Origin of the sequence: Variovorax soli NBRC 106424 (genome assembly GCF_001591385.1) — a bacterium.
Classification (GTDB): Bacteria; Pseudomonadota; Gammaproteobacteria; order Burkholderiales; family Burkholderiaceae_C; genus Variovorax; species Variovorax soli.
This window is the reverse complement of record NZ_BCUU01000132.1, coordinates 1-11,832: the sequence shown is the minus strand read 5'-3', so window position 1 is coordinate 11,832 and position 11,832 is coordinate 1. Positions and strand designations below refer to the sequence as shown.

At 66.4% G+C, this 11,832-nt stretch carries 13 protein-coding genes; 7 read left to right on the top strand and 6 right to left on the bottom strand.

The genetic code is table 11. From position 1 onward, the window contains the following. Window positions 1–11 precede the first annotated feature (11 nt). The 3 genes from VSO01S_RS24105 to VSO01S_RS24095 all read right to left on the bottom strand — a co-directional run bounded on the left by VSO01S_RS24105 (window position 12) and on the right by VSO01S_RS24095 (window position 2,355). Window positions 12–488 (bottom strand): carboxymuconolactone decarboxylase family protein, encoded by a 477-nt coding sequence (locus VSO01S_RS24105; protein ID WP_068645323.1) that lies wholly within the window; start codon window positions 486–488, stop codon window positions 12–14. A gap of 74 nt (window positions 489–562) precedes the next feature. After that, the gene (locus tag VSO01S_RS24100; RefSeq protein WP_068645322.1) at window positions 563–1,432 is read right to left on the bottom strand and encodes an RNA polymerase sigma-70 factor; all 870 of its coding nucleotides are present in this window, start codon (window positions 1,430–1,432) and stop codon (window positions 563–565) included. A gap of 65 nt (window positions 1,433–1,497) precedes the next feature. Continuing rightward, window positions 1,498–2,355: a ferritin family protein gene (locus VSO01S_RS24095; RefSeq protein WP_068645321.1), complete on the bottom strand. Its 858-nt coding sequence runs from the start codon at window positions 2,353–2,355 to the stop codon at window positions 1,498–1,500. Window positions 2,356–2,449: 94 nt separating this feature from the next. Here VSO01S_RS24095 and VSO01S_RS24090 point away from each other — a divergent pair, with 94 nt between their 5' ends. Further along, the gene (locus VSO01S_RS24090; RefSeq protein ID WP_068645320.1) at window positions 2,450–3,067 is read left to right on the top strand and encodes a glutathione peroxidase; all 618 of its coding nucleotides are present in this window, start codon (window positions 2,450–2,452) and stop codon (window positions 3,065–3,067) included. A 310-nt stretch (window positions 3,068–3,377) separates the two neighbouring features. On the opposite strand, the gene VSO01S_RS24085 is transcribed toward VSO01S_RS24090, so the two are convergent. Next, complete coding sequence (locus tag VSO01S_RS24085) at window positions 3,378–3,992, bottom strand: glutathione S-transferase C-terminal domain-containing protein (RefSeq protein ID WP_068645319.1); 615 nt, start codon at window positions 3,990–3,992, stop codon at window positions 3,378–3,380. A gap of 99 nt (window positions 3,993–4,091) precedes the next feature. Here VSO01S_RS24085 and purB point away from each other — a divergent pair, with 99 nt between their 5' ends. The 4 genes from purB to VSO01S_RS24065 all read left to right on the top strand — a co-directional run bounded on the left by purB (window position 4,092) and on the right by VSO01S_RS24065 (window position 9,428). Continuing rightward, entirely contained in the window at window positions 4,092–5,492 is a 1,401-nt protein-coding gene (gene purB / locus VSO01S_RS24080; RefSeq protein WP_068645318.1) for an adenylosuccinate lyase, read from the top strand. Window positions 5,493–5,623: 131 nt separating this feature from the next. Further along, complete coding sequence (locus VSO01S_RS24075; RefSeq protein ID WP_068645317.1) at window positions 5,624–6,703, top strand: PepSY-associated TM helix domain-containing protein; 1,080 nt, start codon at window positions 5,624–5,626, stop codon at window positions 6,701–6,703. A gap of 48 nt (window positions 6,704–6,751) precedes the next feature. After that, window positions 6,752–8,848 (top strand): TonB-dependent receptor family protein, encoded by a 2,097-nt coding sequence (locus tag VSO01S_RS24070; protein WP_068645316.1) that lies wholly within the window; start codon window positions 6,752–6,754, stop codon window positions 8,846–8,848. A gap of 19 nt (window positions 8,849–8,867) precedes the next feature. Beyond that, window positions 8,868–9,428: a YaeQ family protein gene (locus VSO01S_RS24065; RefSeq protein WP_068645315.1), complete on the top strand. Its 561-nt coding sequence runs from the start codon at window positions 8,868–8,870 to the stop codon at window positions 9,426–9,428. Window positions 9,429–9,435: 7 nt separating this feature from the next. On the opposite strand, the gene VSO01S_RS24060 is transcribed toward VSO01S_RS24065, so the two are convergent. Together VSO01S_RS24060 and VSO01S_RS24055 are read right to left on the bottom strand one after the other, a co-directional pair. Continuing rightward, window positions 9,436–9,744: a putative signal transducing protein gene (locus tag VSO01S_RS24060; protein WP_068645314.1), complete on the bottom strand. Its 309-nt coding sequence runs from the start codon at window positions 9,742–9,744 to the stop codon at window positions 9,436–9,438. A 14-nt stretch (window positions 9,745–9,758) separates the two neighbouring features. Next, window positions 9,759–10,199, bottom strand: a complete 441-nt coding sequence (locus VSO01S_RS24055; protein ID WP_068645313.1) for a DUF3717 domain-containing protein — start codon at window positions 10,197–10,199, stop codon at window positions 9,759–9,761. Between the two features lie 480 nt (window positions 10,200–10,679). Between VSO01S_RS24055 and VSO01S_RS24050 the strand changes: the two genes are divergently transcribed. After that, complete coding sequence (locus tag VSO01S_RS24050; RefSeq protein WP_068645312.1) at window positions 10,680–11,417, top strand: TerC family protein; 738 nt, start codon at window positions 10,680–10,682, stop codon at window positions 11,415–11,417. A gap of 29 nt (window positions 11,418–11,446) precedes the next feature. Then, on the top strand, window positions 11,447–11,832 hold a 386-nt coding region (locus VSO01S_RS24045; RefSeq protein ID WP_068645311.1), incomplete at its 3' end, for a hypothetical protein.

Here is an 11,832-nt window from a genome sequence, read left to right as displayed (position 1 = left end):
GGGCCAGCGGATCAGGCCGGCTGCAGCGCCTTGGGCACCACGGGCATGCGCATGCCCACGCCCATGCGGTTCCACGCATTCATCATCGCCACGACCAGCGTCAGCTCGGCGATCTCGCGGTCGTCGAAATGCGCGCGCAGCCGCTCGAAGTCCGCATCGGGCGCATGCGTGTCGGCCACCTGCGTGAGGCTTTCGGCCCATTGCAGCGCGGCGCGCTCGCGCGCGTCGTACAGGGACACTTCGTGCCAGGTCACGAGGCTGTTGATGCGCTGCAGGTCCTCGCCCAGCTCGAGCAGGTCGCGCGCATGCTTGTCCACGCAGTAGGCGCAGCCGTTGATCTGCGACACGCGCAGCTGGACCAGGTCGATGAGGCGGGTGCCCAGGGTCGAGTCCGCCAGCGCGGCCGCGGCGCCGCCCATGGCCTTGTAGGCTTGCGGTGCCAGCTGGTGCCAGGGCAGTCGCGCCTTGGTGTTGATTTCTTGGGTCATGATGGATGTCCTTTGGGTTGAGCTACATCCACAAGACGGCCAGCCGGCCCGCGCTGTGACAACGGGCGGCCGACTCAGAGCGGCCGGACGTTCTGCAGCTTGTCCGGATTGCGCTGCGAATGGATGCGCAGGATGTGCACACCATCGGTCTCGAAGGACTGCACCGATTCGAGTTCGCCATTCACGTAGCGCAGCAGGCCCGGCATGCCGTTGACCTCGGCCAGCACCATCTGCAACGAGCCGCGGGCTCGCAGCGCCACGGCGTAGTACAGGTGCGCCAGCCGGTCGCGCCCGCGCAGCACCTTGCCGAAGCTGGGCGCCTTGCCGCCGCCGTCGCCCACCAGTTCGACCTGCTCGGCCAGCAGCGCCTTGATCTGCTTCAGGTCACCCTTCATGGCGGCCTGCGCAAAGCCCTGCAGCAGCCGCTCGTGCGCCGTGCGGTCGACCGGGAAGCGCGGGCGCTCGTCGCGCAGCTGCGCCTTGGCGCGGTGCACCAGCTGGCGGCAGGCGGCCTCGCTCTTGCCGAGCACGCGCGCGACCTCGCCGTAGTCCGCATCGAACACCTCGCGCAGCAGGAATGCGGCGCGCGCCTCGGGCGTGAGCCGCTCCATGAGGGCGAGGAAGGCGACAGACAGGTTGTCGGCGCGCTCGAGCAACTGCTCGGGCGAGGCGGGCGAATCGCTCACCAGCGGCTCGGGCAGCCAGGTGCCGAAATAGTGTTCGCGCCGCACCTTGGCCGCGCGCAACCGGTCGATGGACAGGCGCGTCACCACGGACACCAGCCAGGCCTCGGCGCTTTGCAGCGCATCCGTGGCAGCTTCGTGCCAGCGCAGCCAGGCGTCCTGCACCACCTCTTCCGCCTCGGCGACGGAGCCGAGCATGCGGTAGGCGATGCCCATCAGGCGCGGGCGCAGGCGATCGAAGGCTTGGGTGGCGGCATCCATGCGTGCAAGACGTTCGCAGGTGCCGCGTTGTGACGGGCGAGCGGGCTTGCCCGCTCCTCGCGAAATCAGGCGCCCTGGTAGGCGGTCTTGGGCGCCAGCGTGGCGGCCAGCTCCTTGCGGTAGCGGTTGAGCTCCTGCACGGTCTTGAAGCTGCGGTTCATCAGCAGGCTCAGGTTGTGCAGGATGCGCTCGCCGACCTTGCCTTCCCACACGGCGTCGAAATTGATCTGCTTGTCCAGCCAGTGCTCGAGCCAGTTGGGGTCGGGCATGCGGCTCTGGATGGTGTCGTTGGGGAACAGCGACTTGTTCACATGCAGGTTGGTCGGATGCAGCGCCTGGGCCGTGCGGCGCGCACTGGCCATGAGCACGCCCACCTTGGTGAAGGCGCTGCGCGCCTCGTCGCCGAACTTTTCCAGGGCACGCTTCATGTAGCGCAGGTAGGCGCCGCCGTGGCGCGCTTCGTCCTGGCTGAGCGTGGTGTAGATGTGCTTGATGACCGGCTCGGTGTGCCACTCGGCGGCCCGGCGGTACCAGTGGTTCAGGCGGATCTCGCCGCAAAAGTGCAGCATGAGCGTCTCCAGCGGCGGCGCCGGGTCGAAGTCGAAGCGCACCTCGTGCAGCTCCTGCTCGGTGGGCGCATGCTGGGGCGCAAAGCGCTTGAGGTATTCCATCAGCACCAGCGAGTGCTTTTGCTCTTCGAAGAACCAGATGGACATGAAAGCGGAAAAATCGCTGTCGTGCCGGTTGTCGCGCAGGAACATCTCGGTGGCCGGCAGCGCCGCCCACTCGGTGATGGCGTTCATCTTGATGGTTTGCGCCTGCTCATCGGTCAGGCGGCTGGCGTCGAAGGACTGCCAGGGAATGTCCCGATCCATGTCCCAGCGGACGGATTCGAGTTGCCTGAAGAGTTCCGGGTACAGCATTTTGGGTCTTTCTTGAGCTAACGGATTTTAAACTGCCGCAATCTGGCTTTCTGGGCCGTATCCAATCGTTTTTACCTGTCGTTGGAGATTTGTCATGCCGCACCCCTTCCGACTGACCGTCCGAACACTCCTGAGCGCCGCTGCCGGGGCCCTGCTGGCCCTGGCCGGCGGCGCCCACGGCCAGTCGGCTCCGCCCCCAGCCTCGGGCGCCGCCTACCCGGCCAGTTGCCCTTCCCTGCTGCGCCAGAGCTTCGACCGCCTGCAGGACGAAAAGCCCCAGTCGCTGTGCCAATACGCGGGCAAGGTGCTGCTGGTGGTGAACACCGCAAGCTTCTGTGGATTCACGCGCCAGTACGAGGGGCTGGAGGCGCTCGACCGGAAATACCGCGCCAACGGCCTGGTGGTGCTTGGCTTTCCGTCCAATGACTTTGCACAGGAAACCGGCAGCAACAAGGAAGTGGCGGACTTCTGCGAGAACACCTTCGGCGTGAAATTCCCGATGTTCGTCAAGTCGGCCGTGCGCGGCAGCGACGCCAACCCGCTGTTCAAGGAACTGGCGCGCCAGACCGGAACCACGCCCAAGTGGAACTTCTACAAGTACCTGGTGGGCCGCGACGGCAAGGTGGTCGCGGCCTATTCGAGCCTGACCGAACCCGATGACCGGGACCTGCTCGCAGCGCTGCAAAAGCAACTGGCCCAGCCAGCCCATTGAAGCATTCAGGAACGATCCCGCGCGGGTTGACATTTCGGTATCATTTACTTACCACGGTCCAGGGAACCGTCAAAAGATTGCTGCCTCATACTGTGCAAGCAGCCTTGCTGCGACGGTTTTCGTGCCGCGAAGTCTTCCTGCGCTACGCGCGCCTGGTCGAAATCCTGAAGCGACTCTTCTCCTCCTCCCTCCCTCCCTCCTTCGTTTCGGGGCGCTTCGCGGCACTTTTGTATTTTTGGCCTCCGTGGCCCAACACACGCAAAAAGCAAAAGGCGCCCTCGGGCGCCTTTTTCATTTGGGCTGAAAAATCTCAGCTCGGCTGCGTGTCCGCAAAGCTGGGCCGCTGCAGCAGCTTTTCATGCAGCCGGTCCAGGTTGGGGAATTCGGCGCGCCAATCGATTTCAGGAAAGCGGAAGCTCACCCAGCCCAGGGCGCAGCCCACGGCAATGTCCGACAGGCTCAGGTGGATGCCGCTGCAAAAGGGCTTGTCGCCCAGGCCCTTGGACATGGCGGCAATACCGGCCAGCACCTTGGCGCGCTGGCGCTCGATCCAGGCCTGGCTGCGCTCGCCATCGGCCCGCTTGGGCCAGGTCGCTTCCAGCCGCCAGAGCACGCCGGCATCCAGCACGCCGTCGGCCAGCGCTTCCCAGGTCTTGACCTCGGCGCGCTCGCGGCCCTGGGACGGAATGAGCTTGCCGACCGGCGACAGCGTGTCCAGGTATTCGACGATGACGCGCGAATCGAACATGGCTTCGCTGCCCTCCATGATCAGGCAGGGCACCTTGCCCAGCGGATTGGAGTGGCCGATGGTGGTGTCGTCGGCCCAGACGTTTTCCTGGACGAACTGGTAGTCCAGGCGCTTTTCGGCCATGACGACTCGGACCTTGCGTACGTACGGGCTGGCGGCGGATCCGATCAATTTCATGCGTTCTCTCTTCTCTCCGGGACGTCTCGTTTGACGATCTTTAGCGCTTTGATTCTAGGTGGAACGCCCGTTGCACAAGCCGCAACCTAAAATTGGGGGATGAGTCTCTCCACTGTTTCCGCCCTGTCTCCCCTTGACGGCCGCTATGCCGCCAAGCTCGCCGCCCTGCGGCCCCTGATGAGCGAACAGGGCTACATGCACCGTCGCGTCCAGGTGGAAGTGGCCTGGTTCATCGCCCTGTCGGACGCCGGTTTTGCCGAGTTCAAGCCGCTCACCGGCGGCGCCCGCAAGTACCTGCTGGGCCTGGTCGCCAACTTCTCAGAGGCCGATGCCCGTGCCATCAAGGACATCGAGAAGACCACCAACCACGACGTGAAGGCGGTCGAGTACTGGATCAAGTCCAAGTTCGAGGCCCGGCCCGAGCTGGAATCCGCCGCCGAGTTCGTTCACTTCGCCTGCACCAGCGAAGACATCAACAACACCAGCCACGCGCTGCAGATCAAGGCGGCCCGCGAGAGCGTCATCCTGCCGGCGCTGGACGGCCTGCTGGCCACCCTGGGCAACATGGCGCGCGACTTTGCCGCCGTGCCCATGCTGTCGCGCACCCACGGCCAGACGGCCAGCCCGACCACCGTGGGCAAGGAAATCGCCAACGTGGCGGTGCGCCTGGCCAAGGCCCGCGCGCAGATCGCCTCGGTGGAACTGCTGGGCAAGATGAACGGCGCGGTGGGCAACTACAATGCGCACCTGGCCGCCTGGCCCGAGTTCGACTGGGAAGCCTTCAGCCGCAAGGTGGTCGAGACGCCGGCGCCGCTGGGCCTGGGCCTGACCTTCCAGCCCTACAGCATCCAGATCGAGCCGCACGACTACATGGCCGAGCTGTTCGACGCGCTGGCCCGCGCCAACACCATCCTGGTCGACTTCTCGCGCGACGTCTGGGGCTATGTGAGCCTGGGCTACTTCAAGCAGCGGCTGAAGAAGGGCGAGATCGGCTCGTCCACCATGCCGCACAAGGTCAACCCGATCGACTTCGAGAACGCCGAAGGCAACCTGGGCCTGGCCAACGCCATCCTGCGCCACCTGAGCGAGAAGCTGCCCGTGAGCCGCTGGCAGCGCGACCTGACCGACAGCACCGTGCTGCGCAACATCGGCGTGGCCTTCGGCTATGCCACCCTCGCCTACGCCAGCCTGGCCACCGGCCTGGGCAAGCTGGAGCTCAACGAGGAGGCGCTGGCCGCCGACCTGGACGCCTCGTGGGAAGTGCTGGCCGAGCCGATCCAGACGGTGATGCGCCGCTTCGGCGTGCAGGGCGCCTACGAGCAGCTCAAGGAAGTGACGCGCGGCAAGACGGTGACGGCCGAGGCGCTGCACGGGCTGATCCGCTCGCTGGAGATCCCGCAGGCCGAGAAGGACCGGCTGCTGGCCATGACGCCGGCGAGCTACACCGGGAAGGCGGCCGAACTGGCCCGCCGCCTGGAATCCGCCGCAGATCCCAAGTAAGCGATCGCTGCGTGGCAAAATGCCCGCAGAAACAGGCGCGGCCTCCGCGCCTGTTTTTTCGCCCTCTTCCAGCCAGCGCGCATCCACCTGCCGCGCCAGCCAGCAACCATGACACCCGATAGCCCCATTCCGTGCGGCCTGCTTTGCGTCGTCTATGGCTCCAGCTGCATCGCTGGATTGCCCTCAGCTTCGGCTGGCTTCTTGCGCTGGTAGCGCTGCTGGGCGCCGCCCTGGTGGTTGCGCCCGCGCTGGACCGCTGGGCCAACCCGCAGCTCTTTCATTCGAATCACGCCCCCGGCGCCGCAACGGCGCCGATGGAGCCCATCCGCCAGCACCTGCTGGCTGAGTTCGGCCCGTCTTCCAGCCTGACGCTGCGCCCGCCGCGCCAGGCGGACGACACGCTGTGGGTGCGCGTTCGCGGCGGCAGCTGGAGCGGCACCGTCTATTTCGACCCGTCCACCGGTGCCGAACAGGGCCGGCGCGGCCAGCACGAAGGCGCCTACAACCTGCTGTTCGAGCTGCACAGCGAACTGCTCATGGGCGAAAGCGGAAAGGCGGTGCTGACCATCATGGCTGCGGCTTACGTGCTGCTGCTGGTCGGCGGGCTGGTGCTGTGGTGGCCGCGCAGCTGGCCGCCCAGGCTGCGCGTGGAATGGCGCCAGGGCTTGATGCGCGCCCTCTTCGACCTGCACCGCACGGCGGGCGCGCTGCTGGGCGTGCTGATCCTGGTCTCCATCGTCACGGGTGCCTACATGGCCTGGGCGCCGATGCGCGGCTGGGTCAGCCAGCTGGCCGGGCAGGCCCCCGTCAAGGCGCCCAAGGTGGCTGCCGTGGTCGACGGCCAGCCGCCAGCCGCGCTCGATGAACTGGTGAGCCGGGCGCAATCCGTGTTCCCCGACGGGGCAGTCGGCTACATCCACGTGGCGGGCGAGCGCACGCGCCCCGTGCAAGTGCGCCTGCAGCTGCCGGACGATCCGCACCCCAACGGCCGCAGCGCCGTGTACCTGCATCCGGTCACCGGGCAGGTGCTTGCGGCCCAGCGCTGGAACGAGCTCGATCTCGGCGCCCGCGCGGTGTCGGTGATGTACCCCCTGCATACCGGCACGCTGGGCGGGCCGGTGCACGAAGTCCTCACGGCCCTTGTCGGACTGTCGCTCGCCACCCTGGGCGGCAGCGGCCTGTGGCTGTGGTGGCGCCGCCGAAGACGCTGAAGACGTTGTCGGTTTTCTTTTTCCAAACGATCGCTGTCACACACCACCATGCTCAAGAAACGCTCGCTTCCTTCCCGCACCCTCGTCGCCACCGCCTGCGGCCTGGCCCTGCCCCTTCACGCCTGGGCGCAGAGCAGCGTCACCGCCAGCAATGGCGGCCAGCTCAACGCCATCGAGGTCAGCGCCGACTGGCTCGGCTCGGGCCTGCAGAACAGCGTGCAGGGCTTTGCCGGCGCGCGCACGGTGGTCAAGCGCGAGGCCATCGCCGAAACCGGCGCGTCCACCATCGACGGGGTGATGCGCTTCATTCCGGGCGTGCAGGTCACCAACAACTCCTCCAGCGGCGGCTCGGCCATCTCGCTGAACATCGGCGTGCGCGGCCTCGAGGGCCGCTACTCGCCACGCACCACGGTGCTGCTGGACGGTATTCCGATGGCGGTGGCGCCCTACGGCCAGCCGCAGCTGTCCTTCGCTCCCTTATCGCTGGGCAACATCGAATCGATCGACGTGGTGCGCGGCGGCGGTGCCGTGCGCTACGGGCCGCAGAGCGTGGGCGGCATCATCAACTTCCGCACCCGCGACATTCCCAACCAGCCGGTGGCCGGCGATGCGGCGGTGCGCTACAACGACTTCAGCGAAGGCGGCCACAACACGCAGTACAGCGCCTTCGTCGGCGGCCAGGTGAACCAGGACCTCGGCGTGGCGCTGCTGTATTCGGGCCAGGACGGCTCGGGCTGGCGCCAGCACAGCGACGAGAAGACGGACGACGTGGCGCTGAAATTCCGCTACGCGCTCACCTCGACCTCCGAGGTGTACGGCAAGTTCTCGTACTACGAGGCGCGCACCGACGTGCCCGGCGGCCTGACCAGCGCGATGTATGCCGCCGACCCGTTCCAGTCGCAGCGCACGCGCGACCAGTGGAGCGGCCGGCGCACGGGCATCGACCTGGGCTACATCAACACCATCTCGGACACGCAGGAGTTCGAGCTGCGCACCTACTACAGCGACAGCTTCCGCCAGAGCGTGCTGGCCAACGGCTTCGACGCCACCGCAACCTCGCTGAGCAGCCAGCCGCGCAACTACGGCGTGTTCGGCATCGAGCCGCGCTACACGCAGCGTTTCTTCGCGGGCAGCTTCACGCACGACGTGTCGGTGGGCATGCGCTATTTGCGCGAGCGTGCCGACGAGACGGTCATCAACACCACCCTGCGCACCGGCCGCAGCAGCGTAAGCCGGGCATCGGACAACAGCACCGACGCCTATGCCTACTACATCGACGACCAGATCGCGGTGGGCAACTGGCGGGTGACCCCGGGCCTGCGCTTCGAGGACGTGGAAACCGGCCGGGTGAACAAGCTCAACGGCTACAGCGAATCCGTCAAGGACAGCCAGCCGCTGCCCTCGCTCAATGTGGCCTACCTGCTGAATTCGCAGTTCACGCTGTTCGGCAACTACACCACCTCCTACGGCAGCATCCAGCACCTGCAGCTCAACCTGAACCCGCGAGGCAATCCGCTGGAGGCGGAAACCGCGGAGACGGTGGAGGCCGGCGTGCGCTGGAACCGCGGCGACGGCACCTCGGCCGAGGCCACGGTGTTCGACATGCGCTTCGACAACCAGCTGGAGCTGTTCGGCAGCGGCGCCACCGCCTATTGGGTGAACCGCGGCAAAACGCATCACCAGGGCGTGGAGACGCGCGCGACCTACGCCTTCGACAAGGCGGGCCTGCTGTCGGGCCTGTCGGCCTATGCCGCCCTGACCTACACCAAGGCAACGCTGCGCGAGGGCGCCTTTGCCGGCAACGACCTGCCCTTCTATTCGCGCTGGACCGATGCGCTGGGCCTGCGCTATGCCCTCGGCACCTGGGACTTCGAGCTGTCGAGCACGCACCAGTCCAATCAGTATGCGGACGACGCCAACACCCAGGCCGAGAACGCCGCCGGATCGCTGGGCGTGATTCCCGGCTTCCGCCTGTGGAACGTGCAGGCCCGATGGAAGATGCCCAGCCGCCCCGGCGTGGAGCTGGCGTTCGGCGTGAACAACCTGACCGACGAGCGCTACTTCACGCGCACCACCGACACCAATGCCGGCAAGCTGGTGGGGGCGCCGCGCACGGTGTTCATGCAGGGAACGGTGAAGTTCTGAGCCTTAAACTCACCGCCCCATGGCGCTCAAATCCACAGTCTTCAAGGCCAGTCTCGCGGTGGCCGACATCGACCACGGCTACTACGCCGACCATTCACTGACGCTCGCGCGCCACCCCAGCGAAACCGACGAGCGCATGATGCTGCGCCTGGTGGCGCTGGCCTTCAACGCGCACAAGCTGCAGGACGTGTGCGCCGGCGACGGCACGCTGGGCTTCGGCGCCGGCCTGTCGAACCCGGACGACCCGGACGTGTACCTGCGCGACTTCACCGACCGCATGCGGGTGTGGATCGAAGTCGGGCAGCCCGAGGAAAAGCCGCTCACCAAGGCCTGCGGCAAGGCCGACGAGGTGCTGCTGTATGCCTACGGGCATGCCGCCGAGGTGTGGTGGCGCGGCATCGAGAACAAGCTCAGCCGCCTGGCCAACCTGCAGGTGTACCGCGTGCCGGCCGCCACGGCGCAGGCGCTGGCCGCATGCGCCCAGCGCAGCATGCAGCTGCAGGCCACCATCCAGGAAGGCGTGCTGATGCTGGGCGACGCGTCGCGCAGCATCGACATCGAGCCGCTGCGCTGGAAGTAACGGGCGCTCAGCTGCCCGGCGGCATCATGGCGCCGCAGCGCCAGCATTGCTCGAAGCCGCCCTCCACCAGTTCGCCGCATGCGCAATGCCAGCGCCGCTGCGTGGGTTGGCGCAATTCGGCCAGCAGCTGCTCGGCCTGTTCGAACTGATCGTCGTCCTCGACCCACACTTCCGGCAGGCACTGGTCGGGCGGCAGCTGGCCAGCCGCCGCGGCGAGGAACTCGCGCTGGACCGAGGCGCCGATGCCCCGCGCGCGCAGCACATCGGCCCACAGCGTGGCAATGGCCAGATTGGGCGCTTGGGCAAGACGGCGCATCGCGTTCGACCTCCTCAGCCGGCGGGTTCGGATGGCGCGGCGAGCTTGTCCGACTCCCGGGCGCGCTCGGCGTAGCGGTTGAAGCGCCAGGCGGTGTCCTGCATGGTGATGCGGCGCCAGGTGGCGCGCTTTTCCACCGGCGTCATGGCGGGCCAATGCTGCACTTCGTCGAAGGTGCGTCCGCAGCCCTTGCATTCGTCGTCTCCCTGGCTGGTGGAGCAGATGGCAATGCACGGCGTGTCGGGCGTGGTGTGGTACCAGGCCTCCCAGGCCGCCCAGGCCTTGGCGGGAAAGCCGAACTCGTCGGCCTCGTCTTCATGATGAAAGACCATGAGCGCGTAGACCTCAGCCAGCGCGCGGATTTCAGGCGCCAGGGTGATGCCGTCGGGCGACGGCTTGCGCTCGCGCCAGTAGTTGATGGCGGCCTCGATGTCGGTGATGTGAATGGCGGCCATGTCGGGGAAAAAAAGCTGGGCGCGAATGATAAGACGGCAGGGGCCGATACTTTCGTTAGCTATTGTTTTGATAGCATCAAATCCAATAAACATCGAAGTTGCGAACGCATTTTGCTTGAATCACTCAGTTTTTTCCGCTTGCAAGGCCAACTTGCCGATGCTCTAATCGTGGTTTCCGAAGGGGAGTAGCTCCCGTCCGGGCGCTGGCAACAAGGAACATTTCTTGGCCGGCTCCGGATATCGGCAGGTCGTCAATACGGAGCCATGCGCTTCCGGCCTGCTGGGTAGGCCGCAAGTGCTTTTTGCTTGCGGCAGGCTGAGCAAGACCTTCGATTGAACCCTGCGCCAGGTTTGGTCGAAGTGTTGCCCCGTTCTGAAGCTCCGTTCACTGCACGGCGGCTTCGCAGCGAACACTCCAACTGACCAGACGCGGGAACCGAAAAGCATCTCGTCAAGTCACTACAAACGGAGTTTTCTTCAATGGAATTCTTGAGCGCCCCCTGGTGGTCTGCCCTGCTGGCCATCATCCTCATCGACCTGGTCCTCGCTGGCGACAACGCCATCGTCATCGCCCTGGCCGCGCGCGCCCTGCCCAAGCACCTGCAGAAAAAGGCAATCGTCTGGGGGACCGTCGGCGCCATCGTGGTGCGCTCGCTCATGACCATCGGCGTGGTCTGGCTGCTCAAGATTCCGGGTCTGCTGCTGGTCGGCGGCCTGGGCCTGCTGTGGATCGCCTACAAGCTCGTCGCCAACAGCGACGACCATGACGAACACGGCGTGACCGCCACCACCTTCTGGGGTGCCATGAAGACCATCATCGTGGCCGACGCGCTGATGGGCGTGGACAACGTGCTGGGCGTGGCCGGTGCCGCGCACGGTTCGTTCGATCTGGTGGTCATCGGCCTGCTGATCAGCGTGCCGATCGTGGTGTTCGGCAGCTCCATGGTGCTCAAGCTGGTGGACCGCTTCCCGGCCATCATGTACATCGGCGCCGGCGTGCTGGCCTATACGGCCGCCAAGATGATCGTGACCGAACCGATGCTCGCCAGCGTGTTCGGCACCAAGGAAAACCCTGCCGTGGCACTGCGCTACGCGGTGGAAGCTGGCTGTATCGTATTGGTGCTGGGCCTGGCCTGGCTGGCCACGCGCAAGAAGGCACGTCCTGAAGAGCCGGCCCAGATCGCCGCGGCGGCGCAGGAGCCGTCGCGAGAGCACTGAAAAAGAAAACACTTCGTCGAAAGCACATCTTGGAAACCATCATCCTGTTCGTCGACGATGCGGCCTACGCCCGAGACCAGCTCAGGCTGCATGTGCCCGCCAACCCGGCACCGGCCGGCTCGGTGCACTGGATCCTGGTGGCCTGCGCGCCGCGCATGACCCATCGCATCAGCAAGTGGGTCAGCCACAGCGCGCGCGAGAACTGGCGCGCCAAGTGGTTCGCCAAGACGCAGGATCAGTTGGTTCCGCTGCTCAGCCAGGGCGACTGCCAGGTCACCCCGGTGCTGGCCAAGGGGCCCCTGAGCGAACTGGCGCGCGAGCTCAAGCTGCGCCACGGCGCGGCCGCCACGGTGGTGGACGCACGCCGGCCCAAGGTCGGCGTGGCGCTCGAGCCGCTGGCGCCCACCCAGGCGCC

Coding starts and splice junctions, on each gene's coding strand:
- VSO01S_RS24095 (WP_068645321.1), bottom strand. CDS start 2,355: ATGCTGTACCCGGAACTCTTCAGGCAACTCGAATCCGTCCGCTGGGAC.
- VSO01S_RS24070 (WP_068645316.1), top strand. CDS start 6,752: ATGCTCAAGAAACGCTCGCTTCCTTCCCGCACCCTCGTCGCCACCGCC.
- VSO01S_RS24065 (WP_068645315.1), top strand. CDS start 8,868: ATGGCGCTCAAATCCACAGTCTTCAAGGCCAGTCTCGCGGTGGCCGAC.
- VSO01S_RS24105 (WP_068645323.1), bottom strand. CDS start 488: ATGACCCAAGAAATCAACACCAAGGCGCGACTGCCCTGGCACCAGCTG.
- VSO01S_RS24055 (WP_068645313.1), bottom strand. CDS start 10,199: ATGGCCGCCATTCACATCACCGACATCGAGGCCGCCATCAACTACTGG.
- VSO01S_RS24085 (WP_068645319.1), bottom strand. CDS start 3,992: ATGAAATTGATCGGATCCGCCGCCAGCCCGTACGTACGCAAGGTCCGA.
- VSO01S_RS24100 (WP_068645322.1), bottom strand. CDS start 1,432: ATGGATGCCGCCACCCAAGCCTTCGATCGCCTGCGCCCGCGCCTGATG.
- VSO01S_RS24050 (WP_068645312.1), top strand. CDS start 10,680: ATGGAATTCTTGAGCGCCCCCTGGTGGTCTGCCCTGCTGGCCATCATC.
- VSO01S_RS24060 (WP_068645314.1), bottom strand. CDS start 9,744: ATGCGCCGTCTTGCCCAAGCGCCCAATCTGGCCATTGCCACGCTGTGG.
- purB (WP_068645318.1), top strand. CDS start 4,092: ATGAGTCTCTCCACTGTTTCCGCCCTGTCTCCCCTTGACGGCCGCTAT.
- VSO01S_RS24090 (WP_068645320.1), top strand. CDS start 2,450: ATGCCGCACCCCTTCCGACTGACCGTCCGAACACTCCTGAGCGCCGCT.